The 25,250-nt window shown below is 70.8% G+C and carries 10 protein-coding genes; 9 read left to right on the forward strand and 1 reads right to left on the reverse strand.

The features are described 5' to 3' along the window. Positions 1 to 58 precede the first annotated feature (58 nt). The gene (locus tag K8640_RS42900; protein ID WP_305070673.1) at positions 59 to 1,423 is read right to left on the reverse strand and encodes a M57 family metalloprotease; all 1,365 of its coding nucleotides are present in this window, start codon (positions 1,421 to 1,423) and stop codon (positions 59 to 61) included. Positions 1,424 to 1,593: 170 nt separating this feature from the next. Between K8640_RS42900 and K8640_RS22255 the strand changes: the two genes are divergently transcribed. From K8640_RS22255 to K8640_RS22295, 9 genes are all read left to right on the forward strand, one after another. Continuing rightward, positions 1,594 to 2,769 (forward strand): hypothetical protein, encoded by a 1,176-nt coding sequence (locus K8640_RS22255; RefSeq protein WP_223748854.1) that lies wholly within the window; start codon positions 1,594 to 1,596, stop codon positions 2,767 to 2,769. A 398-nt stretch (positions 2,770 to 3,167) separates the two neighbouring features. Continuing rightward, a complete protein-coding gene (locus K8640_RS22260) occupies positions 3,168 to 7,334 on the forward strand; it encodes a type I polyketide synthase (protein WP_223748855.1) in 4,167 nt (1,388 codons plus the stop codon). Between the two features lie 10 nt (positions 7,335 to 7,344). After that, positions 7,345 to 11,178, forward strand: a complete 3,834-nt coding sequence (locus tag K8640_RS22265) for a KR domain-containing protein (RefSeq protein ID WP_223748856.1) — start codon at positions 7,345 to 7,347, stop codon at positions 11,176 to 11,178. Then, positions 11,168 to 13,252 (forward strand): C45 family autoproteolytic acyltransferase/hydolase, encoded by a 2,085-nt coding sequence (locus K8640_RS22270; RefSeq protein WP_223748857.1) that lies wholly within the window; start codon positions 11,168 to 11,170, stop codon positions 13,250 to 13,252. The genes K8640_RS22265 and K8640_RS22270 overlap by 11 nt, the downstream gene beginning before the upstream one ends. Next, positions 13,242 to 16,088 carry a polyketide synthase gene (locus K8640_RS22275; RefSeq protein WP_223748858.1) on the forward strand — a complete coding sequence of 949 codons (2,847 nt, stop codon included), beginning with the start codon at positions 13,242 to 13,244 and terminating at the stop codon, positions 16,086 to 16,088. The genes K8640_RS22270 and K8640_RS22275 overlap by 11 nt, the downstream gene beginning before the upstream one ends. Then, a complete protein-coding gene (locus K8640_RS22280) occupies positions 16,075 to 16,947 on the forward strand; it encodes a 4'-phosphopantetheinyl transferase superfamily protein (protein ID WP_223748859.1) in 873 nt (290 codons plus the stop codon). Before K8640_RS22275 ends, K8640_RS22280 begins: the two co-directional genes overlap by 14 nt. Continuing rightward, on the forward strand, positions 16,944 to 17,798 hold the full coding sequence (locus K8640_RS22285; RefSeq protein WP_223748860.1) for a polyketide synthase dehydratase domain-containing protein: 855 nt from the start codon (positions 16,944 to 16,946) through the stop codon (positions 17,796 to 17,798). The genes K8640_RS22280 and K8640_RS22285 overlap by 4 nt, the downstream gene beginning before the upstream one ends. Continuing rightward, positions 17,795 to 21,403, forward strand: coding sequence for a type I polyketide synthase (locus K8640_RS22290; protein WP_223748861.1), 3,609 nt, complete (start codon positions 17,795 to 17,797; stop codon positions 21,401 to 21,403). Before K8640_RS22285 ends, K8640_RS22290 begins: the two co-directional genes overlap by 4 nt. Continuing rightward, entirely contained in the window at positions 21,400 to 25,242 is a 3,843-nt protein-coding gene (locus K8640_RS22295; protein WP_223748862.1) for a beta-ketoacyl synthase N-terminal-like domain-containing protein, read from the forward strand. Before K8640_RS22290 ends, K8640_RS22295 begins: the two co-directional genes overlap by 4 nt. Positions 25,243 to 25,250: the final 8 nt, after the last annotated feature.

The following is a 25,250-nucleotide window of genomic DNA, read 5'->3' on the forward strand; positions in this document are numbered from 1 at the left end:
CGGAGGCGCTCATCAGCGAGCCACCCCCGGGCCACGGCGCATCGGGCCGCTGTGACGACTACGGACTGGTGGAGAAGCTCCCCGCCCAGGCCCCGTAGGACAACGTGGTGATGCCGTTGCGGGTGCTGGCCGTGTAGCTGCTCTGCCCGGGTCGGATGGTGACCGTCATCGTGCCGCCGCTGGAGGCAATCGCCCCCGCGTGCACGCCGGCCGCGCAGGCGTTCGAGTCATCCGTGTAGATGTCCGTGCCCCACACCGTCCCGCTGCTCGTGGCGGGGCAGCTGCAGCGGATCTGCGTCCCGTTCTGCCCGCGGTAGGACGTGAAGTCGTAGGTGGAGCAGGCCTGCACCGGCGTCGTGTTCGTGAACGTGAAGCTCCCCGGCCAGGCGCCGTAGGAGAGCGTGGTGATGCCATTGCGGGTGCTGGCCGCGTAGCTGCCCTGGCCCGGCTGGATGACGACCGTCACCGTGCCGCCGCTGGAGGCAATCGCCCCCGCGTGCACCGCGGCCGCGCAGGCATTCGAGTCGTCCGTGTAGATGTCCGTGCCCCACACCGTCCCGCTGCTGGTGGCGGGGCAGCTGCAGCGGATCTGCGTCCCGTTCTGCCCGCGGTAGGACGTGAAGCTGTAGGTGGAGCAGGCCGCGACGCCGCCGGTGCCGTAGAGGGCGTCCAGCGCGGTGATGTCGGAGCTGGTCCACTCGCCCGTCTCCGTCGAGCGGAAGCAGGAGTTCATGACGGAGCCGCCCACGGTGGCCGTGGTCGGCGTGCCCGGGATGTGGATGGCGCCCACGCCCGCGTCGCCCTCGTCACCGCCTGCGCCGCAGCTGATGCTGCGGTTGTAGTAGTCCGAGTGGCGGAAGCCGATGGCATGCCCCAGCTCGTGCGTGATGACGTGCTCGTTCACGTCCGCGCTGTAGGCCTGCAGGCCCGTGCCGATGTTGATGATTCCGTAGGGCAGGCCCCCCGAGGGGAAGCCCGCCGAGCCGCCCGTGCCCGTCGTCGTCTGCGCGGTGATGTTCGCCGTGCAGCCGGTGGTCGGTCCGCGCGCGAAGGTGAGGCGCAGCCCCCGCTCGTTGTAGTTGGCGATGGCCAGGTCCAGGCCCTGGCTCAGCATGCTGTAGGTGTTGAAATCGGGCGTGGGGTTGACGCAGATCTTCGTCACGCCCGTGCCCACCTGGTTCGTCGTGCGGTACTGCTCCGAGCTCTCGTCCAGGGACTGGAGCATCTCCCGGGAGGCCTCCAGCGTGACGTGCGCGTCACGACCGACGTACACCTTGCCGTCGGCGATGAGGAGGTCGTCGACGCGGAAGCCGGCCTCCACCAGGTTGGAGACGATCTCCTCGTTCTCCATCTCCGGGTCGACACCGCAGCCGACCCACAACGCACCACAGCTGACAGCGAGGACTGCTGCCTTCTTGAACATGGGGCCCTCTCATCTCTGACCGCGGGGAGCGCGCCGCCGGCCTGGAGTCCCATGCCACCGGGCGACGCTCCGGGAGCATCTCTCCGGCCTAAACAGTAAATAGCTGTAAAAATTGATTAGGTTGAATATTGGATTCTCGGGGAGGTGCGAGGGATTGCTAGAGTCGAGACATGCGTCCGAGCGTGCGGTGGTCCCGGGGAAGCGTGTCGCGAGTGCTGGTCTGGTTCGTCAGCCTCCTCGTCGTGCTCATCGTCGTGGCCCTGGTCGCGTTCGACCTGTTCATGCGCTCGCGATACGAGCCCACGCTGGACGCGCAGCGGCAGGACGTCGTCGCGCACCTGGACCTGTTCTGCCGGGAGCAGGAGAAGCTCGCCGCCGACCCGTGGTTCCGCGAGCCACGCCCTGACGGGGACGCGGGCCCCGTGCTCAACGCCTGGGTGCACTGGGAGAGCCCGGGCCCCGCGATGCCCGCGGACTCACCGCTCCAGCTTCCCGCGCACCTCAAGGAGAAGAAGACGCTGGAGGAGTGGTTCGCCGCGGACCCGGACCTGTCCTCGCTGCGCTTCGAGTGGATGCGCGAGCTCCAGCGCTTCGACCGGTGGGACCTCGCGCGCAACCTCCCGTTCCGGCATGAGGAGCCGTACAACATGATGACGGCTCCGGTGCCCCACTTCATCGCGCTGTTGGAGTGGTCCAAGCTCCGGCTCCTCCACGGCGTGAAGACAGGGCAGCCCCTGGAGGCCGCCCGGGACGTGCGCCACCTGGCGTGGCTGTCGTATCGGACGGACACCCTCATCGGCGCGATGATTGGCAACGCCCTGCTGGGGCAGGAGCGCCAGGCGCACGCGTTGATGAAGCAGCCTCCCGCCGAGTGGACCCCGATGAGCCAGGCGCAGGGCGACCGCATGCGCGCCGTGTTCTGGGCGAGCACGTCGTTCTCCAGCATCGTCGCGCCCGTGGACGTGGCCCGCAGGGCCCGAAGCTGCGGCTCGGCCATCACCCGCTGCACGGGACTGGTCGAGGCCAGCAACTCGGCGAGATACCTCCAGCCCATCGCCGAGCCGTCGTATCGCGCGGCCTACGCGGAGCTCCAGCAGGAGCTGGCCACGCCCTGTCCCACCTCCATGCTGACGATGCTCTGGGAGCGCGGCGTCACCATCGACGACCGCCAGTCCACCGGCGGCGCCATGCCCGAGCAGCCGACGTGGATGCGCGGCCTGCCCCGGCGGCATGCCAGCAAGTACATCGCCGGAACCCTGCTCGCCATCGGCGGGCCGAACATCGACCTGCTCAAGAAGCTGCCCCAGGCGCCCGCCGCGCCGGGCTCCGCCGAAACCCAGCCCTGAGCCGCGTGGGGCTCCAAGGTGGGGCGGACACAATCCATGACGTCCCCGCGCGGTGACCTCGCGGTGTCTGGCTTCTCCGAGGAGGGGCCGATGCCAGGGGTGGGGGCGCACGCGCGGGTTGGGTCGACCTGGGTGGTGTCTGATGTGTCATTGATGTCACCTCGAGTGCTCGCCGAACCGTGACATTCTCAGGGAGGTTGAAACGCGTGTGTCTCTCCGCGCTACAAATTCCACCCTCGTGAAAGGCCATTTGTCCGAGGGGAGGAAATGAACGGAGGGATTGATCTGCCTGAACAATCTCGTCTACCTTGTAATCGAGGGGAGGGCCCGTGCGCTTGCGACAAGGCATTGGCCCGGCGCTCGCCGAGCGCATCCATTGGGGACGTCAGAGGGTATTCATGGAGGAGCGCCTTTTTCGGCCGATTGCCATTGTCGGCATCGGTGCCGTATTCCCAAAGGCATCCAATCCCCAGGCGTTCTGGGAGCGGGTGCTGACGGGGCCCACGGCCATTCGGGAGCTGACCGGGCGTGAGCTGCGGTTGGACGGGTACTACGCGGCGGACCGCACGGCCGCGGACCGCACCTATTGCAGGCACGCCGCGCCGTTGGACGAGCTGACGCTCGACTATCGGAAGTACCGCATCCCTCCGAAGGTCGCGCAGGACATGCACCGCACGCAGCTCGCGTTCCTGGAGGCGACGGCGCAGGCGCTCGAGGATGCGCGGGGCGTGATGGACACGGTGGCTCCCGAGCGCGTCGGCTTCACCCTGGGCTCCCTGGGCGGAGGGCTTCGTCCGGACACGCGCGTGCGCACCCGCTTGCTGGACATGCGGGAGTGTCTCTCCCGGGCCCTCGCCGAGGCGGCGCTCCCGGCGTCCCTGGCCTCCGAGCTGCTCGAGGCCACGTCCCAGCAGGTCGAGCGCGAGCTGGCGGGCATCACCGAGGACGAGGCCATCGCCTCCTTCAGCAGCGTCTGGGTGGGGCGGGCCGCCAAGCTCTTCAACCTCCGGGGGCCTCACGCGACGGTCGACGCGGGCTACGCCTCCGCGCTGGCCGCCATCCAGACCGCGTGCGACCAGCTCAACGCGGGCGACTGCGACGTCGCGCTCGCGGCGGGCTGCAGCCAGCTGCTCACCCCGCATGACCTCATCGCGTTCAGCAAGCTGGGAGGGCTGTCCGACTCCACGCTGGCTCCGTTCGACCGCCGCGCCAACGGGACGCTCCTGGGGGAGGGCGTGGGGGTCTTCGCGCTCCGGCGCCTGGATGACGCGCTCGCGCGCGGCGAGAAGGTCTACGCGGTGCTGCGCGGCCTCGGCGCGGCCTCGGATGGCAAGGGCAAGTCGCTGATGGCGCCCAACTCGCGGGGCCAGGTGCTCGCGATGCGCCGGGCCTACGCGCAGGCCGGCTATGCGCCCCAGGACGTCCAATACGTGGAGTGCCACGCCACGGGCACCAACCTGGGCGACCTCACGGAGTTCCAGAGCCTCCAGGAGGTGTTCGGCGCAAGCGCCCCGCGGGGCGCCATCCGACTGGGCGGCGTGAAGGAGCTGACGGGCCACCTGCAGGCGGCCTCGGGCGCGGCGGGGCTCATGAAGACGGCCCTGGCGCTGCACCACAAGTTCCTGCCGCCGCAGCACTCGTTCCGGGAGGCCGCGGAGGGCATCGACCTTTCGCGCTCCGCCTTCCACATCTCCAACCAGGGGCGGCCGTGGCCGGAGGTCCAGGAGGGGCCGCGTCGTGCCTCGGTCAGCGCGTTCAGCTTCGGCGGCATCAACTACCACCTGACCCTGGAGGAGTTCTCGCCCGCGTACCACCAGGCGCTGGCGCGCACGCTCCGGGCGCCGCAGGTGGCCGAGCCCATCGCCATCGTCGGCCTGGGCGGCGTCTTCCCGCAGGCGGAGAATCCCGCCGCGTTCTGGGAGAACCTGCTCCAGAAGCGCTGCGCCATCGGTGAGATTCCGGACGAGCGCGCGCCCATCGACCGCTACCTGGACCCCACGCGGCAGAGCAAGGTGCGGCCCTACACCAACCTCGCCGGCTACATCGTCGACGGCGCCTGGCCCCAGGCGCGCATCCGCGTGCCGCCCAAGATGTCCTCGCAGATCGACCGGGGACACAGCTGGACGATGAAGGCCGCGCTCCAGGCGCTCGAGGACGCCGGGGCGACGCGGCAGCAGGTCGACCCGTCGCGCGTGGGCGTGGTGATGGGCTACCTGCCGCCGCTCGAGCGGGAGTTCCAGACCCAGGCCCGCGTGTACTACGCCGAGTTCGACGCGCGCCTGGCCGAGCAGCTGGAGCGCCACGGGGTCGACGCGGCCACGGCCACGAAGCTCCGCGCGTCCGCCGAGGCGCGCTACAAGAGCGAGCTGCCGCCCATCACCGAGGACACGCTGCTCGGGTACCTGGGCAGCCTGGCCGTGGGACGCGTCGCGCACCACCTGGACTTCCAGGGGCCGATGCTCATGGTGGAGTCCGCATGTGCCTCCAGCCTCGCGGCGCTCGACATCGCGATGAACCAGCTGCGCACCCGGCAGTGCGACCTGGTGCTGGTGGGGGGGATGTACGCGTCGCTCGGCGTGGATGCGCTGAGCCAGTGCTGCTCCTTCGGCGGTCTGTCGCAGAAGGGCTCGTTCCCGTTCGACGCCAGGGCGGACGGCTACATCACGAGCGAGGGCGCGGCGCTCATCGCCGTGAAGCGCCTGTCGGACGCGGAAGGAGCGGGGGACCGCATCTACGCCGTGGTGCGCTCGGTGGCCGGGGCCACGGACCCGAAGAACGCCTCCATCTGGGCGCCTTCCTCGGAAGGACAGGTCCAGGCGGTCCGCAGGGCGGTGGAGAAGGCGGGCATCCGCGCCACCGATGTCCAGTACGTGGAGGGCCACGGCACGGGGACGCCCGTCGGTGACCCCATCGAGGTCCAGACGTATCAGGCCGTCTACGGCCGGGCCGCCTCCGAGGGGAAGCTGTTGCTGGGCTCGGTGAAGTCGAACGTCGGCCACCTGAACTCGGGCGCCGGCGCCGTGGCGCTGACGAAGGTCGCCCTGGCGCTGCACCACCAGCAGGTGCCGCCGAACATCGGCTTCGAGACGCCCAACCCGCGCATCCCCTGGTCGCAGGTGTCCTTCGAGGTGCCCACGGAGGTCCAGCCCTGGGTGATGGATGGGCCGGGGCTTCGTCGCGCGGGCGTGACGTCCTTCGGCCTGGGCGGGACGAGCTTCCACGCCGTGCTGGAGGAGTACCCGCGCAAGCCCGCGCAGGACGCGGTGAAGGTGACGAGCGCGGAGCCGACGCGGCCTCCCTTCCTCGCGCTCTCCGGTACGAGCCGCGAGCACCTGTGTCAGCAGGTGGCGCGTCTGCTCCAGGCGGTGGAGCGCGAGCCAGGGATGGACCCTCGGAGTGGGCCCAGGGCGGATGCGGCCCTGCCGTGCCGACTGGCGATGACGCTGCCTCGGGGGCAGGGGGCTCGCAAGGCGCTGGAGCGCGCCCGGACGTTGCTGGCGGGCACGGGCTCGCCGAGCCTTCCGGAGCAGGGCCTCTTCTTCTACGACGTGCGCGACGCGCGCCAGCTCCACGTGGGGAAGGTGGCGGCGGTGTTCCCGGGGCAGGGGCCGCAGTACGCGAACATGCTGCGCGAGCTCGCGGTGGAGTACCCGCTGGTCGCGAGCACGCTCGCGCAGGCGGATGCCGCCTTCTCGGCGATGACGGGGCAGTCGCTCTCGAGCACCTTCTGGGTGCCTCCTGGCACGGAGGAGGGCTATCGCCAGGACGACGACACCGTGCACGCCGCCGTCTTCGTGGCGAACGTGGCGCTCTACCGGCTCATCCGCGCGCAGGGCATCCGGGTGGATGTGCTGTTGGGACAGAGCGCGGGGGAGTACGCGGCGCTGGCCGCGAGCGGGGTGCTCTCCTTCGAAGAGGCGCTGCGCGCGGTGTACCGGCGTACCCGCGCGGTGACCGGGCTGCGCGTGGAGTCCCCCGGGAGGATGCTCAGCGTCAGCGGGGACTTCGACCGGCTGCGCCGGGTGTTGCCCGAGGCGGGCGGCTACGTGACGGTGGCCGCGGAGAATGCTCCGGGGCAGGGAATCGTCGCGGGCGAGGTCGAGGCCGTCGAGTTCGTCGCGCGCTGGTGCCGCGCGAACGGGTTCGAGGTCCGCGTGCTCCCGGTGTCGCACGCGTACCACTCACGCATCATCGCCGGCGCGGTGCCGCTGCTGCGCGCGGAGCTGGAGCAGCTCACCTGGAATGCTCCCCAGCTCCCGGTCCTCTCCAGCGTTCATGGGCGCTACTACGCGCCCGAGACGGACGCGCGCTTCATGGCCCGGCACCTCGCGCTGCAATACGTGCTGCCGGTCCACTTCGGTCAGCACGTGCGGCGGCTGCACGACGAGGGCACGCGGCTGTTCATCGAAGCCGGGCCCAAGTGGTCGCTGACGGCGTTCATCCAGTCCACGTTGAAGGGTCTGCCGTACCTGGCGCAAGCCAGCAATCACCCCAAGCTGGGCGAGGTCGAGCAGTTCCACCGCCTCCTCGCCTTCAGCTACGCCCACCATCTGCTCCGCGAATAGGTCTCTCGAGATGAACGTCTCCCATCAGGAAGCAGTTCAACAGCAGCTCGTGGCCGCGTTGGTGGAGAGGACCGGGTATGTGCCGGAGCTCTTCGCGCCCCATGTCGGACTCGTGGAGGACCTCGGGCTGACGCCCTCGGAGGTCCAGGACGCGGTGTCCTCCGTCGAGCGCAAGTTGCAGGTCCCGGTCGGCGCGCGCGTGGACGGCACGACGGTGGCGCTGCTCGCCAAGGGACTCTCGAAGCACCTGGACAAAGGAACGACCGTGGAGAGGGACGTGGAAGTCTCGTTGGAGCAGGTGCTGGCCTTCGTCGATGACTGCGCGGCTCGAAGCGACCGGCCCGTCCTGGAGACGGTCCTCGTGGAGACGCGAGGGGCGCTCGCCCGGCTCGATGCCGCGTCCGCGCGTCCCGCGCTCGCCATCGCCGAGCCCGTGAAGCAGGCGGGCGGAGTGGATGGCGAGGCGGTGATGAAGCTGCTGGTAGGGGCGTTGGTGGAGCGGACGGGGTACCCGGCGGAGATGCTCGAGGCGGAGCTGGACCTCGAGGCGGACCTGGGCATCGATACGGTGAAACAGGTGGAGGCCTTCGCGATGGCGAGGGTGTACCTGAACGTGGAGAAGGACGAGAACTTCCGGCTGCGGGACCACAACACGCTGCGGAAGATGGTGGAGTACCTGACGAGCAGGGCGCCCGCCGCGGCGGCCCCCGCGCCCCAGGCTCCCGTGGCTCCGGTGTCGAGCGCGCCGAGCGCCGACGCCATCCTTCTGCTGCTGCGGGACGCGATGGCCGCGAAGACCGGCTACAGCCTGGACATCCTCCAGCCGCAGCTGGACCTGGAGGTGGACCTGGGCATCGACACCATCACCCAGGTCGAGGTCTTCGCCCACGCGCGCATGACCTACGGGGTGGAGCGGGATGACAAGTTCCGCGTGCGTCACTACAACACGCTGCAGAAGATGGCGGAGTACCTGGCGGGCAGGGCCGCCGCGGTCGCGGGGCCTGTGCCTGCGAAGACCACGCCTGTCGCGACGAGTGCTTCCGTCGTGGTGCCACCCGCGCCGGTGGGAGAAGCCGCGAAGGCTTCGCCTGATTCCTCGCGGTCCTCCGTGGCCTCCACCGTGACGGCATCCGCGCTGGAGGGCGGGACCCTCAAGGCTTCGTCCGACACCTCGCGGGTGCCCGCTGCCTCCACGGGGGCGGCCTCCGCGCCGGTGGGAGAAGCCGCGAAGGCTTCGCCCGACGCCTCGCGGTCGCCCGCTGCGTCCGTCTCCGGGGCGCCGCGCGCCGCGTGGGGGGAATCCGTCGGCTCATCGCCGCCGGTGCAGGCTGCGAGGTCGTCGACCGAGGACGTGAAGCCCTCCGCCTTCGTGACCGAGGCTGCGCGAGCGCCCGTGGTCGCTGCGTCCGCTTCCGCCGTGTCCCAGCCGGTGGCGTCTCCGGCGCCGAAGGCGAGCACCGTGGATGCTGACTCGGTGATGAAGCTGCTGGTGGGTGCGTTGGTGGAGCGGACGGGATACCCGGCGGAGATGCTCGAGGCGGAGCTGGACCTCGAGGCGGACCTGGGCATCGACACGGTGAAACAGGTGGAGGCCTTCGCGATGGCGAGGGTGTACCTGAACGTGGAGAAGGACGAGAACTTCCGGCTGCGGGACCACAACACGCTGCGGAAGATGGTGGAGTACCTGACGAGCAGGGCGCCCGCCGCGGCGGCCCCCGCGCCCCAGGCTCCCGTGGCGATCGCTGCTCCCACCCCGGGCCCCACGGTGCAGGAGGTGCAGTCCTTCCTGGTCTCCGTGCTCCAGGGGAAGACGGGCTACAACATCGAGCTCATCCAGCCCGACCTCGACCTGGAGGTCGACCTGGGCGTGGACACCGTCACGCAGATTGAAGCGTTCGCCATGGCCCGCGAGAAGTTCGGCGTGGCGCGCAACGAGAAGTTCCGGGTCCGCAACTACAACACCGTGCGGAAGATGTCGGAGTACCTGGTCGCCAACGCCGTGGTGGCGCCCGCGTTATCGGAGGCGGCTCCCGCCGCGAAGCAGGGCACGCTCGGTCTGGATGACGTCCGTCGCTTCATCGCCCGCTGCGAGGCGCGCGGGGACACCGCGTCGCTGCGGCGACTGGCCGAGCACCTCGAGGGGCGCCTGAAGTCCGCGTCGCAGTCGGTGTCGGCGCCCGCCCAGCTCGCGGGCAAGCGCTACGAGGTCCACCCCGTGGAGCTGGCCCCGCAGGTCGATGCCCCGAGCGTCGCGCACCTGAAGGGCAAGACGCTCGGCATCTCCACGGACGCGCATGGCGCCTACAAGGCCCTGGCGCAGATGCTGGAAGCCGCGGGCGCGCGGGTCGTCATCCTGTCCTCCGGCCCCGCGCCGGAGCAGGGCGTGTCCCTGGACTGGCGTCACCCCGAGAGCGCCGGCCGCGCGCTGAAGGAGCTCCAGGAGAAGCAGCCGCTGGATGGCCTCATCCTCCTGCACACCACGGCGCCCACCGCGAAGCTGGACGAGCAGGAGGCCTCTGCCTGGGCGTCCACCGTCAACACCTTCTCCCTGGGGCTGTACCAGAGCGCGCTCGCCGTCTACGACCGCATTGGCGCGCTGCCCGGGGGCGGCTGGTACCTGGTGGCCACGGCGGGCGGAGGCCTCTTCGGTCACGCCAATGCGCAGGGCCGCATCCCGCTGGCCGGCGCGGCGGGCGGCTTCGTCAAGTGCCTGCGGCGGGAGCTGCCCGGCTCGCGCTGCAAGGTCGTGGACCTGGATGGCCAGGACGCGTCGCAGTGGGCGCGGCAGGTCTGGAACGAGCTGGTCAGCGCGGACCTCGATGTCGAGGTCGGCTACACCGGCGGCCGTCGCTACGTCTTCCGTGACATCGAGACGTCCTTCCCGAAGGAGTCCGCGCCGGTGTCGCTCCGGCCCGGCTCGGTGGTGGTCGTCTCGGGTGGAGGCCGCGGCGTCGTCTACCCGTGCGCGAAGCTGCTCGCGAAGTCCACCGGCGCCCGCGTCATCATCACGGGCCGCACCGTGCCGCCGAGCGGCAGCGAGGAGTGGCTGAAGGTGCCCGAGGCGGAGCTGCCCGCCTATCGGATGTCCTTCATCAAGCGCTACCTCGCGGAGCACCCGGGGAAGACGCCGGTGCAGGCGCGGCGTGTCTTCGACTCCGACATCGCCAACCGGCGTGAGCTGCACCGCAACCTCGAGGACTGCCGGAGCCAGGGCATCTCGCTCGAGTACAAGGTCTGCGACATGACCGACGTGGGCGCGGTGCGGGCCCTGCTGGCCGACGTGCGCCGCGAGCACGGCCGCATCGACGGCATCGTCCACGGCGCCACCATCGAGGAGTCCAAGAGCCTGCCGATGAAGTCCTCGGACGCGTTCGTCCGGACGCTCGCGTCGAAGGCGCACCTGTGGCAGGTGCTCGCGCAGGAGACCTGGAACGACGACCTCCAGTTCTTCATCAACTTCGGCTCGGGCAGCGGTCGCTACGGCAACAAGGGGCAGACGGACTACTCGCTGGCCAACTACCTCGTCGCCAAGGCGGGGCTCGTCTACTCCACGCTGCGGCCCGGCGTGCGGAGCGTGACCGTCGACTGGCCGGTGTGGGTGGGCGCCGGAATCGTGGAGAACAACGCGGACTACCTGGAGCGCCTGCGCGCCATGGGCATCTGCGTCATCCACGTCGACGAGGGCGCGTACTGGTTCGTCGGGGAGCTGCTGTACGGCGGCTCGGCGGGCGAGGTCGTCATCGCGGACGAGCGCACCTTCGAGACGCTGAACCTGCCCCGCCACGACAAGGAGGCGCTCCGCGTCGTCGGCAAGGAGGCTGGCGGAACCCGCTATGCCATCTGATTCGTCCGCATCCCTCCCGTTGGTGGTGCTGTCGGGCCGGCCCCATGAGGTCGGCCGGCAGTACGGCGCCCTCATGCGGGAGGAGATCGCCCACGCCGTCTCCATCGAGGACGAGTCCATCCGTCCCATGCTGGAGAAGCTTGGCGTGACGGAGCAGGCCATGCGGGAGCGCATGGCGGCGCTCGCGGCGCTGTTGCCCGAGGACATCCACGAGGAGGTCCGAGGCGTCTCGGACGCGAGCGGCTTCCCGAGGGAGACCATCCTCTACCACACGCTCGTGCTCGACATCCTCTCGGGCGCGCCCATCGGCTGCTCGCAGTTCGCGGCCTTCGGGCGCGCGACGACGGGCGGGAAGGTCCTCCACGGTCACAACCTGGATGTGCCGTACCCGTCGCTGGCGAAGTTCCTGCGCCCCACGTGTGTCGTGTACCGCCTGGAGGGGCGCATCCCGTACGTGTCCGTCACGTTCTGGCCCGCGGCGCTGGGCGTGTGCTCGGGGATGAACGCGGCGGGCTTGAGCCTGGGCGTCAACGTCCCCGTCGCGCCGCTGGACCCGCGCGTGTTCTATCCGCTCACGTTCCAGAACCGGGAGGTGCTGTCGCGCGCGCACTCGCTCGAAGAGGCCCGCGCCGTGCTGGATGCGACTGCGCGCGGTGGGAGCTGGAACCTGATGCTCACCCATCGCTCGGGACAGGCGATGGTCTGGGAGCAGGTGGGGGCGCACTCCGGCCAGTACACGGCGCCGCCGGAGCAGGACTTCGTCGTCTCCACCAACCACCTGCGCGTCGCGCACAAGGCGGCTCGGGGCCACGAGGCCGTGGCGCTGGAGATGCTCCAGGACATGCAGGAGGACTCGCTCCATCGCTATCGGCGCCTGGAGCACCTGGTCCGTGAGCGGCGCGGAGACCTCACGCTCGACACCGCCGTCGACTTCCTGCGCGACAGCGAGGGCGCCACCCCGTCGATGAAGTCCATCTGCCGGGCGGACAACGCGCTGAGCATGGCGTACGAGCCGGAGTCGCTGACGCTGGACTTCGCGGCGGGGGCCATCCCGGCCGCGCTGGCCACGCGGCGACGCTTGCAGCTGGGGCCCTTGTTCCAGGGCGCCGCGCCCGAGGCTCGGGAGCAGGGCGGCTTCCCGATGCTCGGGAGCGCGCGGGAGCAGGGCTGCTGGGCTCGGACGTTCGCGCTCCAGGAGGACGTGTACCTGAAGGAGCATCGGGTCAACGGCATCCCCGTGTTGCCCGGCGCCGCGGCCATCGAGTGGCTCGCGGAGGTGGCCGCGGTCGCGGGTGAGGGCGACGTGTGCGAAGTGCGCGACGTGTCGCTGGAGAAGTTCATCCGCGTCCGGCCCGAGCGTCCGACCGAGGCCTGTGTCCGGGCCGTGCGCCGCGACGAGGTGTGGGAGGTCTGTGCGTACGCGGACCTGCTCAATCCCCGAGGCGCGGTGTTGCGCTCGGACGTGCTGCACTACCGCGCCCAGGTGCGACTGGGGGCTCGCCACCCGCGGGTGATTCCTCCCGGCTTCGCCAAGGCGCGCGGCGCGGAAGGGGAGCTGCCCTTCAGCCGCTCCTACGTGAAGGACGCCTACTTCCACGTCGGGGCGCCGTTCCGCATCGTGGATTGGATCAGCTACCCCGGGCCGCGCGACGCCGTCGCGAGCCTGCGGGTCCCCGAGCCGACGGGCTACTTCGCCTCCGTGCCGAGGGCCCGCTTCTGGCTGGACCCCTTCGTCCTGGACGGTTGCTTCCAGCTCGCGGGGACGCTGGGCATCCTCCACAACCTCCGGGCTCCGGTCCCCAAGGGCGTGCACCGGCTGGTGCTGGGGCGCACGCCTGGGGCGGGTGAGCGGCTCGGCGTTCGCGCGCGGCTGAACCGCGAGGTGGGCGAGCTGCTGTTCTACGACTTCACCGTCTGGGACGAGGCGGGACGCATCTGCCTGGAGGCGCACGACTACTGCTCCATCAGCGTGGACGCGTACACCCCCGAGCAGAAGGTGTACCTGCGCACGTCCCTGGACCCTTCCGGTGGGCTGCATTCCTCCGAGCCGAAGGTGCGCGCGCATGCCAGCTGAAGCGCAGGAGCCCATCGCCATCATCGGCATGGGGTGTGTCCTCCCGGACGCCCATGACGTGCCCACGTTCTGGCAGAACCTCCTGGCGGGACACGTGGCGGTGCGGCCGCTCACCGGCGCGCGCTGGGACTGGAGCGCGTATGGCAGCGACGACCCGAACGCGGTCGACCGGACGACGTCCTTCCTCGGCGCGCCCGTCGAGGGGCTGAAGTTCGACTGGAAGAAGTTCAAGGTCCCGCCCATCGAGACGCGCCTGCTGCACACCATCGAGATGATGGTGCTGGAGTCCGCCGTCCAGGCGATGACGAGCGCGGGCTACACCCCGGAGCGCGAGTTCGCGCGGGACCGGGTCGCGGTGATTGCCGGCTCCAGCGGCATGGGGCGCAAGAGCAACCTGGGCTTCAACACCAAGTGGCGGCTGCCCGAGTTGCTGCGCGCCGCGAGCCAGACGGAGGCCTGGAAGGAGCTCTCCCCGGAGCAGGCCGGACTCGTCGCTCGGCAGGTCCAGGAGGAGCTCGTCCGGCAGCACATCGACGGCTCGGACGACTGGGCCTTCTGGGGCTTCATGAGCCCGGTGCTGGGGCGCGTGTGCAGCCTCTTCGACTTGCACGGGCCGCACTTCTGTGTGGACGCACACGCCGCTTCGGGGCTCGCCGCGCTGGAGACTGCGGTGCAGGGGCTGATGAGCGGGGAGTGGGACATGGCGCTGGTGGGCGCGGCCAGCCCCGCACTGTCGCCCATGGAGTATGTGCTGCACGACAAGCTGCGCCGGCTGTCGAAGCGCGGCGTGTTCCCGCTGGACGCTCGGGCGGATGGCACCGCGCTGGGCGAAGGCGCGGTGATGTTCCTGCTCAAGCCGCTGGAGGCCGCGCGCAGGGATGGTGACCCCATCCAGGGCGTGCTCCGAGGCGTGGGCGGAGTGAACCGGGGCGCGGGCCCTTCGATGACGGCCACGGACGCGCAGGCGCATCGCAGGGCGGCCGAAGAGGCGCTCCGACGCGCGGCGGTGGCGGCCGACTCGGTCTGCTTCGTGGAGACGGGCGCCACGGGTGTCCCCTCGTGGGATGCCCACCTCGTCGAGGGCCTGTCGGACGCATACAGGGGCTCCAACGGTGTATCGCTCGGCGCCATCTCCGAGTCGGTGGGGGACCTGCAGACGGCGTCGAGCCTCGCCGCGATGCTCAAGGTCCTGTTGAGCTTGCGTGAGCGGACCCTCGTTCCGCAGCGCTCCTTCCGGACGCTCCATCCGGACGTCGCGCCAGGTGGCACGTCGCCGCGGGTCCTCACGGAGCAGGCCGCGCTGACGCGAGGTCCACGCCGGGCGGCCGTCCATGCGGCGGGCTTCGGAGGTGTCGCGTGGCACGCGGTGGTGGAGGCATATGACGCACAGGCGCCCCAGGTCCGTGGCCGCGCGCCGCGTCCTCCGGCGGAGCCCATCGCGATGGTGGGATTCGCGTGCAAATACCCCGACGCGCCGAGCCCCGAGGTCCTCTGGGAGAACGCGCTGAAGGGGCACTGCGCGGTGGGCGACATCCCCGAGTCGCGCTGGCCGGTGTCGCTCTACCACGACGCCTCGCGGGCCTGGGGTGGGACGAGTCGGGAGACGTTCTTCCGCGTGTACTCGCCCAAGGCCGCGCTGGTGGCGGAGGCGTCGTTCCGCTTCACGGAGTTCGGCATTCCTCCGAACGCGGTGGCGCGCATGGACCCGGCGCAGCGCTGGACGCTGGAGGTCGCGAAGGCCGCTGTCGCCGACGCGGGTCGTGCGTTGCCCTCGGAGCGCACGGCCGTCATCGTGGCCACCACGCCGGGCAACCTGCAGGAGATCGCCGTGGAGACGCGGCTGGCGTTCCCGGAGCTCGCGGGCGTCTACCGACAGGTGCTGTCGCGCTCGGGATTGCCCACGGACCGCGTGGAGCGCTTCATCACGCAGGCGCGCGAGGCCTTCCAGGGACAGCAGCCGCCCATCTCCTCCGATTCGCTGCCGGGCATCCTCAACAGCGCGCCGGCCACCCGCGTGGCCCGGGCCCTGGATGTCCGAGGCCCCGCGTTCACGGTGGAGTCCGCCTGTGCGTCGACGCTCACCGCGCTGAGCCTGGCCATCCAGGGGCTGCGCGATGGCCGGTGGGACGTGGCCGTGGTGGGCGGCGTGTGGTCGCAGATCACCGCGCCCTACTGCGTGAACATGTGCTTCGTCGGCGCCATCTCCCCGAAGGGGCGGATGCGGCCGTTCTCGCAAGAGGCGGACGGGTTCGTGCACGGCGAGGGCTGCGGCATCTTCGTGCTGAAGCGGCTCTCGGATGCGAAGCGGGACGGCGGCCGCATCCACGCCTTGATTCGCGGCGTCGGTGGTTCGACCGACGGTCGCGGCAAGTCCATCTTCGCGAGCCAGGCTCGCGGCCAGGCGCTGGCGATGCGTCGGGCCCTGCGGGACAGCGGCGTCGGCGCGGAGAGCATCCAGTACGTCGAGGCGCATGCGACGGGGATGCTGGAGGGAGACCTGCCCGAGGCGGGCGCGCTGGTGGAGGTCTACGGCCGCGAGGCCCGGCCGGTGCGGATTGGCGCCATCAAGCCGCACATCGGACATTCCTACATCGCGTCTGCTGGAGCAGGTGTCCTCCGCGCGGTGCTCGCGCTCCAGCGAGGCGTGTTCCCTCCGCTCCTCACGGGGGCCGAGCTGAACGCGCGGCTGGCCTCGTGCGAGGGGCCCTTGTCCTTCGCTCGCGACGCCAGCCCCTGGCAGGTGGGCGACGCGCCCCGACGCGCGGCCGTCAATGCGTACGGGTTCGGTGGCACGAACTACCACCTCATCCTCGAGGAGTACCGTGACACTCCCTGACCTCGACTGGGAGCCCGCGAGTGGCCCTGTCGCCGTGGTGCTGCCGGGTGGGCAGCGCGTCACGTTGATGGTGGTGCCGCTGGCGCACGTGCGCCGTGCCTGGCCCGCGCGGCCCGATGGGCTCATCTCCCGCGTCCTCACTCCGGCGGAGCTGGCGGTGAGCGGGATGCATGTGGTGCTCGCGCGGCGCGTGGCGCACCTGGCGGGCCGCATCGCCGCGAAGCTGGCGCTGTGCGCGCATCTGGACGCGCAGGGACACGGCGTGTCACCCCAGGACGTGGGCCTCACGCAGATGCTGGCCGGGCCGGAGCAGGGGCGCCCCGTGGCGCAGCTGCCCCCTGGCGTGCCCGCGTGTGACGTGTCCATCACCCACTCGCGCGAGCTCGCGATGGCGGTGGTGACGAGCCATGGCCGCGTGGGGTTGGACCTGGAGCGCGTCGTGCCTCGGGGCGCGGCGTTCCAGGACGAGGTGTTCATCCGGGATGAGCGCGTGTGGCTCGAGGCGCGGGCCCGGCTCTGGCAACGGTCGCCGGATGAGCTGTGGAACCTGGGCTGGTGCCTCAAGGAGGCGCTGGTGAAGTGCACGGGACAAGGGCTGAGGGCGGCGCTGCAGCAGGTGACGTTCTCCGGCTGGAGGGAGGCCGAGGTGGAGGAGCTCCGGCTCGCGCCGCTGACGGGCGGGGCGGATGCGCTCGTCCGCTCCATCCATCTGGACGTCCCAGGGCGGCGGGAGCAGGCCGTCTCCGGAGTGCTCGTGGCGGGGCAGGGCTATGCGCTGGCGGTCCTCCACGACACGCGCGAGGACTGGCGTCGGGTGGGGCAGGGGTGGCGGCTGGCCCCGGGAGCGGCCTCGACATGAGCGCGCAGGGGCCGACGCTGGGGGAGGTGAGCGCCACCGACGGGAGCTGGCGCTTCGAGCGCGGGGTCGACATCCGCACGGACCCCTATCTCCTGGACCATGTCGTCGAGGGCGCACCGGTGTTCCCCGCCGCGTATCTGGTGGGGCTGATGACGCAGGCGGCGCACCGGATGCAACCGGAGCGGCAGGTGCTCGGCGTGCGCGACGTGCGCTTCGTGCAGGCCGCGCGCTTCAAGGACACAAGGGCGCTGCAGTTCTCCGTCACGGCGGAGGCCGCGGAGGCGAACCGCGTCACGGTGGGCATCTCCTCCAGCATGGCGCCGCCTCGCGAGGGCTTCCCGCGCATCCACAGGACGCATGCCTCGGGTGAGGTGCGGATGGGGGAGCGCGCCGAATCGCCCGCGCGCTTCCGGCCTTTGGACTTCACGGGTGCGGAGAGCTACGAGGCGCTGTACCGGCTGCCTCGTGAGATTCAGCACGGGCCCACGTTCCTGGCGGGCCTGCGGTATCGGCGTCCCGCGCAAGACCAGCTCCTCGCCGTGGTCGCGCCGCCGGGCCACTCCAAGTCCGGCTGGCAGGAGGACCCGAGGGCGCCGGGTTGGCCCGCGGCCCTGCTCAACGCCATCCTGCACGTCGCCTTCTCGCTGGGGGTGCTGTGCCGCGAGCGGACGGTGCTCCCGTTGGAGCTCGCGTCCGGCGAACTGCACGCGATTCCGCGCGGAGAGGTCCAGGTGTTCGCGCGGAGGACCTCGGCCCACGATGACCTGCAGACCTTCCACGTCGTCGCGTGGGACGAGCAGGGACGACGGGTCGCGCTCTTCCGCGGGTTCTCCGTGCGGGAGGTGCCATGAGCGCCCCTCGCTTCAGACCTGTCGCCATCGTGGGAGTCGGCTGTGTCCTCCCGCGCGCGAACGACGTCGAGTCCTTCTGGACGCAGGTGATGACGGGGGCCTCGGCGCTGGGCCCGCTGGACGCTCGGGAGTTCCCGTCGGAGTGGTACTTCGCGGCCGAGCGCTCGGCCCCGGACCGCACGCACAGCCTCCACGGCGCGCTCGTGGAGGAGCCCCGGCTGGACGCGAAGAAGTACCGGATTCCGCCCAAGGTGCTCCGGGACATGCACCGGATGCAGCTGGCGTTCATCGAGGCCACGGCGCAGGCGCTCGATGATGCGCGCGCTGGGCTCGGCGCGGTGGCTCCGGAGCGCATCGGCCTGGTGTTGGGTTCTCTGGGCGGTGGCCTTCGCCCGGGCTCGCGGGTGCAGGCCCGGCTGGTGGACATGCTGCGCTCGCTGGCTGCGTCGACGACGTTGAGCGCGCGTCACCCAGGGCTCGCCTCCGAGCTCGCGGAGGTGCTCACCCGGCAGCTCGACGCGGAGCTGGGCGGCACCAGTGAGACGGAGGCGACCGCGTCCTTCAGCAGCATCTGGGCAGGGAGGGCCGCCAAGCTCTTCGACCTGCGTGGCCCGCACTTCGCCGTGGACGCGGGGTATGCCTCCACGCTCGCGGCGCTCCAGAGCGCCAGTCAGCAGCTCAACGCCGGTGACTGTGACGCGGTGGTGGTGGCGGGATGCAGCCAGTTGCTGACGCCGCATGACCTGGTCGCGTTCAGCAAGCTGGGCGGCCTGGGCACGACCGTGCTGGCGCCGTTCGACCGTCGTTCGAGCGGCACGCTGCTGGGCGAGGGCGTCGGGGTGTTCGTCCTGCGCCGCCTGGACGACGCGGTGTCGGCGGAGGCGAAGGTCCACGCAGTCATCCGCGGCATCGGCGCGGCCTCGGAGGGACATGGTCCATCGCTGGTCGTGCCGGAGTCGAAGGGGCAGGTGCTCGCGATGCGCCGGGCCTACGCCCAGGCCGGTTACGCGCCTCGTGACGTGCAGTACGTCGAGTGCCATGCGGCGGGGATTCCCAGCGAGGACGCGACGGAGTTCCAGAGCCTGCGCACGCTCTGGAGAGATGAAGCGGGTGCCGCTCCCGTCATGCTGGGAGGGGTCAAGGAGCTGACGGGCCACCTCCAGGCCGCTTCGGGTGCGGCGGGGCTGCTCAAGGCCACGCTGGCGCTGAGCCGTCAGGTGCTGCCTGCGCAGCGCTCCTTCGAGGCGGGCGCGGAAGGAATCTCGCTGGAAGGCACGCCCTTCTACTTCGCGAAGCAGGGCACGCCCTGGCCGGCGGTGGCGGGTGGACTGCGGCGGGCCTCCGTCAGCGCGTTCGGCTTCGGCGGGCTGAGCTTCCACCTGACGCTCGAGGAGTTCTCCTCCGAGACCCACTCGAGACTGGCGCGCACGCTGCCGCCTCCTCGGCCCTCCGAGCCGGTGGCCATCGTGGGCCTGGGCGGTGTGTTCCCTGGCGCCGCGAACGTGGAGCAGCTGTGGAGCAACCTGCTGGCGAAGCACTGCGCGATTGGCGCCATGCCGCCGGAGCGGGCGGAGACCGCGCGCTACCTGGACCCCACGCGCAAGAGCAAGGCCCGGCCCTACACGAACCTCGTGGGCACCATCGTCGACGGGAGCTGGCCCCAGGAACAGGTCCGCATCCCCGACGAGGTCGCGGCGCAAATCGACCGGGGGCAGAGCTGGACGATGCGGGCCGCACTGCAGGCGCTCCAGGACTCGGGGACGGTCGACGCGAAGCGCGTGGGGCTCGCGATGGGCTACATGCCTCCCCTGGAGCGCGAGTTCCAGACGCAGGCGCGCGTGTACCACGCCGAGTTCGACGGACGCCTGGCCGAGCATCTGCGCCAGCGCGGCGTCGACGACGCGACGGCTGCGCTCATCCGGGGCGAGGTGGAGCGGGACTACAAGAAGGACCTGCCCCCCATCACCGACCAGACGCTGCCCGGTTACCTGGGCAGCCTCGCGGTGGGACGCGTCGCGCACCACCTGGACTTCCAGGGCCCGGCGATGATGGTGGAGTCCGCGTGTGCCTCCAGCCTCGCGGCGGTGGAGCTGGGCGCTCAGTGGCTGAGCACGGGGGAGTGTGACCTGGTGCTCGCGGGCGGCATGTATGCGTCGCTCGGGGTGGATGGGCTGGTCCAGTGGTGCTCATTCGGAGGACTGTCCCAGAGCGGCTCGTTCCCCTTCGATGCGCGCGCGGATGGCTACGTGACGAGCGAGGGCGCCGCGATGCTCGCGCTGAAGCGGCTCTCCGACGCGGAGGCCGCGGGGGACCGCGTCTATGCCGTGATTCGCGCGGTGGCGGGAGCGACGGACCCGAAGAGCGCCTCCATCTGGGCGCCGTCCTCGGAGGGACAGGTCCAGGCCGTGCGCCGGGCCGTGGAGAAGGCGGGCGTCTCGCCAGACGAGCTCCAGTACCTGGAGGGCCACGGCACGGGGACACCCGTGGGAGACCCCGTCGAGGTGGAGACGTACCGCGCCGTCTACGGACAGGGACGCGTCGGGGGGCCGGTGCTGCTGGGCTCCATCAAGTCGAACCTGGGCCACCTGAACTCGGGGGCCGGCGCGGTGTCGCTGCTCAAGGTCGCGCTCGCGCTGCACCATGGACAGGTCCCACCCAACGTGGGCTTCGCGACGCCCAACCCGGCCATCCCCTGGCGGGAGCTGCCCTTCCGGGTGCCGACGGACATCGAGCCCTGGGCGGCCTCGGGCGAGGGGCCGCGTCGCGCCGGGGTCACCTCGCTGGGCCTGGGAGGCACCAGCTACCACGCCGTGGTGGAGGAGTTCTCCCCGCGTGAGTCGATGCCGCGTCCGCGCGACGGGCTGCTCGCGCGTCGGGTCGCGTGGGTGTTTCCACATCGAGGCGCACGCAGTGCCGCGATGCTGCGCGAGCTGTCCGCGCGGTTTGCTTCCGTGAAGCAGACGCTCACGGAGGTCGGCTCCGCCTTCGAGTCGCTGACGGGGCAGCCTCTCCATGCGGCCTCGCGGGCCGAAGACGCCTTCTTCGCCGACGTGGCCGAGGTGCTCGCGGGCGTGGCGTACTACCGCCTCCTGCGCTCGTACGGACTGCGTGTCGATGTCCTGCTGGGGGAGGGGACGGGCGAGTACAGCGCGCTGGTCGCGAGCGGGATGCTCTCCGCGAAGGACGCGCTGAGCGCGCTGCGTCTGCGCTCCAGCCTCGGCGCGTCCGCCCACGCCATCGAGGGCCTCCCGCAGCTCCGCTCGGAGCTGACCCGCTTCACGTGGAGGGCTCCCGAGGTCGCGGTGCTCTCCGCCATCCATGGTCGGTACTACGAGGCACCGCTGCCCGAGGCGTTCCTCGCGCGGCACCTCGCCCTGCTGGACACGCAGCCGTCCCGCTTGGGCCCGCACGTGCGCCGCCTCCACGACGACGGCGTCCGGGTCTTCCTCGAGGCCGGCACTGGCGAGGCGCTCGGGGCATGTCTCCAGGCGCTTCCGGACGTGGTCCGATTGGGGCACCCGGCCTCGACGGGTGAAGTCGCGCGCTTCCATCGCCTCCTGGCGTTCAGTGATGTCCACCGCTTGCTCAACGAGTCCGTGAGATGACTTCGCATCCGCAGTCCGCCAACCGGAAGTCCACGCCCATCGCCATCATCGGGGCCTCGTGCATGGTGGCGGGGACCGAAACGCCCGAGCAGCTCTGGCAATACATCGTCGCCGGGACGCCCCGGTTCGCGCAGGTGCCCGAGTCGCGCTTCCGGTGGGAGAGCTTCTACAGCCAGGACGCGTCCGACACGGAGAAGGGCGAGGTCTGGAGGGCGTCCTTCTTCGGCGAGCTGGAGCTGCCCTGGCGTGAGTACAAGGTCGGGCCGAAGATGCTCGACGAGCTGCACCGGTGCGAGCTGTACACCGTGGAGGCCATCCGGCGCGCGCTGGCGGATGCTCGCCTGCTGGAGCGTGAGTTCGCCCGGGAGCGGACCGCCGTCATCATGGGTGGTTCGGAGATGGGCTACGACTCGCGCATCACCCATCCGTTCCTCTGGCACCTGCCGCAGTTGATGGAGGCCATCCAGAAGGCCGTCGAGGACTCCGGGCTCCCCGAGGAGGCGCGCCGTCGCATCCTGGAGTCCTCGGAGAAGACGTTCCGCGAGGTCAGCCACCGCGAGTTCACCCGAGGCACCGTGTCGGGCATGAGCCTGGCCCTGGGGCGCGCCTGCTCGCTGTTCGACCTGAAGGGCCCGCACTTCGTGGTGAACTCGGCGTGCTCGTCCGTGCTCCTGGGGTTGGAGAGCGCGGTCAACGGGCTCTCGCTGGGGGACTACGACGTCGCGCTGGTGGGCGGCACCAGCCCGTACCTGACGCCCGCGCCCTTCGTCACCTTCGAGCGCATGCGCCTGCTCACCCGCGAGGCGCAGCCCCGGCCCTTCGACGCCAACGCCTCCGGGACGCTGCTGGGCGAGGGCACGGGCTTCTTCGTGCTGCGGCGTCTGGATGATGCGCTCAAGCAGGGCGACTCCATCCTCGGCGTCATCCGCGGAATCAGCGGCGCGAACGACGGCCGCCGGGGCGCGTTGATCAGCCCGCCCGTGGAGGCGCAGGTCACCGCGGCCCAGCGCGCCTATGAACTCGCGGGATACGCGCCCGAGTCCGTGCAGTACCTGGAGTGCCACGCCAACGGCGTGGAGTTCCTGGAGGCCTCCGAGCTGACCGCCATGGGCAAGGTGTTCAACGGCCATGCGCCGGGTGGACTCACGCTGGGGTCGACGAAGAACATGGTGGGCTACCTGCTGTCGGCCTCCACGCTGCCCGGCATCGTCCGCACGCTGATGGCGCTCAAGCACCAGACGCTGCCGGCCCAGGCGCACGTGCGCGAACTGCGGGACGAGCTGCGCGTGGAGGGCGCGCCGTTCCAGGTGCGCTCGCGGCCCGCGCCGTGGGAGGCGCCCGCCGGCGGAGTCCCGCGTCGCGCCGGAATCAACTCCCTGGCGATGGGAGGACAGGCCTACCACCTCACGCTGGAGGAGTACCTGCCCGAGTACCACGCCCAGCTCGTCGCGAGCCTCGGTCCTCCGCCGAAGCGGGAGCCCGTCGCCGTCGTCGCGTACGGCGCCCTCGCGCCCGGTGCGCGCGACAGCGACACGTTCTTCGAGAACGTGATGGCGAAGCAGGACTCCATCATCCGGATTCCGAAGGAGCGCTTCGACATCGACCGGTACTTCGGACCGGAGGGCGTGACAGGGAAGATCTATTGTCCGCTCGGCGGCTTCGTCGAGGACTTCACCTTCGACGAGAAGGCGTTCCTCATCCCGCCGACGCTGGCCGTCCAGCTGGACCGCTCACACGTCTTCGCGCTGACGGCCGCGGCGGAGGCGCTCCGCAAGACGACGGCGCCCCAGAAGGCCCCGAAGAGGACGGCCGTCTTCATGGCGGACATGCCGGGCCGCCTGCGCGAGCGCGAGGTGGAGCTGCGCATCGCCTACACGGAGATGGATGGGTTGTTCCGCCGCGTGCTCGAGGAGAGCGGGCTGGCCGCTGGCGCCGTCGATGGGCTCGCCCGTCGCGCGGAGGGGAACTTCAAGGCGCACATGGCGCCCATGACGCCGTATACGCACGCGGGATACGCGGGCAGCTCGGAGGCCACGCTCATCGCCCATGTGTATGGGTTCAAGGGCGCCACCGGCATCTACGAGAGCACCTGCGCGTCCTCGCTGGCGGCCATCGAGGCGGGGGTGGCGAACCTCCAGTTGGATCTGGCCGACGTCGTGCTCGCGGGCGGCTCCTTCGCGGACCTGGCGCCGGAGCTGTATGCCATCAACTGCACCTTCCGGGGCATGAGTGGAACCGGGAGCCGTCCCTTCGACGCGGACGCGTCCGGCTTCATCCCGGGTGAGGGCGCGGGCGTCGTCGTGCTCAAGCGACTGAAGGACGCGGAGCGGGATGGGGACACCATCCTCGGGCTCATCAAGGGCATCGGCTCCTCCAGCGACGGCAAGGGCAAGTCGCTGCTCGCGCCCAACCCCGTGGGCCAGGAGCTGGCGGTCCGCCGTGCGCTGGAGCGCGCCGACGTCTCCCCTGCGTCCATCCAGTACATCGAGTGCCACGGCACGGCGACGCCGGTGGGGGACTTCACGGAGATCTCCACCTACTCGCAGGTGATGCAGGGGCGCGCGCCGGGCTCGGTGGGCATCGGCTCGGTGAAGTCGATGATTGGCCATCTGCACTCGGCCGCGGGGGTCATCAACCTGGTCAAGGTCTTGAAGAGCCTGGAGCACAAGGTGATGCCGCCGCAGCTCCACTGTGAGCGCCCCAACCCGGACATCGCCTGGGACACGGTGCCGTTCGAGGTCATCACCGAGCCTCGTGCCTGGGCTCCTCCCGCGGATGGAGGGCCGCGTCGGGCGGGCGTCAGCGCCTTCGGCATGGGCGGCACGAACTACCACCTCGTGGTGGAGGAGTACCGGGGGCGCCAGGACGACGAGGCGCTGAGCCCCGAGACCTTCCCGATGGTGGGCGCCGTGCTGGAGCGCACCCAGACGTCGCTGACCGCGCTGCGTGAGCTGCGTCTGGAGACGGACCCGTACCTTCGCGAGCACAAGGTGAATGGCGTCGCCGTGCTGCCGGGCACCTTCGGAATGGAGCTGATGGCCGAGGCGGCCTTGTTGCTGAGGCCAGGGCTCCAGGTGAGGGGACTGGAGTCGGTCCGCTACCACCAGGCCGCGAAGGTGTGGGAGGGCCGGAGCACGCGGCTGCTCGTCGATGCGCGGGCAGGGGGCGCGGATGCGTTCGGACGCGTGGCGGTGACGGTGCAGGTGGACATGGAGCTGCGGCCGCGCGCGGACCTGCCGCCCCTGCGACGCAAGCTCTACACGGGGACGGTGCTGCTCGGCGCGCGGCAGGACGGGGGCGACGTGACGGTGGAGGCCAGCACGGCGGCGCTCTTCACGGCGGAGGGACGTCAGGACTTCGGTCCATTCTACAACCAGGGCGAGGAGGCCTACCTGGGGCCTCGCATGCAGGGCTGCCGTCAGCTCCGGTTCGTGTCGGCCACGCAGCAAGCGGCGTGGGTGAAGGAGATGGGGACGCGCGACCTCTTCTCGTTCACGAGCACACCGCGCCTGCGGGTGTCACCGCTCGCGCTCGATGCCATCAACCACGCGGCGGGGATGACGGCGTACTACTCGCTGGAGTCGCTCGTGCTCCCGGAGGGGGCCGACAGCCTGCGGCTCCATGCTCCGCTCCCTCAAGGTGAGGAGGTCGCCGTCCTCAGCACGTACCTGGGGATGCAGGATGGAATCGCCAGGCTTCGCGTCGTGGCCTTCCACCCCCGGACGCGTCAGGTCTACGTCGAGGTCGAGGGGCTGCGCTTCAGTGTGCTGGGACATCTGGGTCCGGTGCTCAAGCCCCTCCTCGATGGTCGCCAGAAAGGAATGTCGGGACGGGTGTAGCCCCTCGG

It is taken from the genome of Myxococcus sp. XM-1-1-1 (assembly GCF_020037095.1).
GTDB classification, from domain to species: domain Bacteria; phylum Myxococcota; class Myxococcia; order Myxococcales; family Myxococcaceae; genus Myxococcus; species Myxococcus fulvus.

Bases quoted from the DNA above. Each gene is read 5' to 3' on its own strand.
- K8640_RS42900 (WP_305070673.1), bottom strand. From the start codon at position 1,423: ATGTTCAAGAAGGCAGCAGTCCTCGCTGTCAGCTGTGGTGCGTTGTGG.
- K8640_RS22255 (WP_223748854.1), top strand. From the start codon at position 1,594: ATGCGTCCGAGCGTGCGGTGGTCCCGGGGAAGCGTGTCGCGAGTGCTG.
- K8640_RS22260 (WP_223748855.1), top strand. From the start codon at position 3,168: ATGGAGGAGCGCCTTTTTCGGCCGATTGCCATTGTCGGCATCGGTGCC.
- K8640_RS22265 (WP_223748856.1), top strand. From the start codon at position 7,345: ATGAACGTCTCCCATCAGGAAGCAGTTCAACAGCAGCTCGTGGCCGCG.
- K8640_RS22270 (WP_223748857.1), top strand. From the start codon at position 11,168: ATGCCATCTGATTCGTCCGCATCCCTCCCGTTGGTGGTGCTGTCGGGC.
- K8640_RS22275 (WP_223748858.1), top strand. From the start codon at position 13,242: ATGCCAGCTGAAGCGCAGGAGCCCATCGCCATCATCGGCATGGGGTGT.
- K8640_RS22285 (WP_223748860.1), top strand. From the start codon at position 16,944: ATGAGCGCGCAGGGGCCGACGCTGGGGGAGGTGAGCGCCACCGACGGG.
- K8640_RS22290 (WP_223748861.1), top strand. From the start codon at position 17,795: ATGAGCGCCCCTCGCTTCAGACCTGTCGCCATCGTGGGAGTCGGCTGT.
- K8640_RS22295 (WP_223748862.1), top strand. From the start codon at position 21,400: ATGACTTCGCATCCGCAGTCCGCCAACCGGAAGTCCACGCCCATCGCC.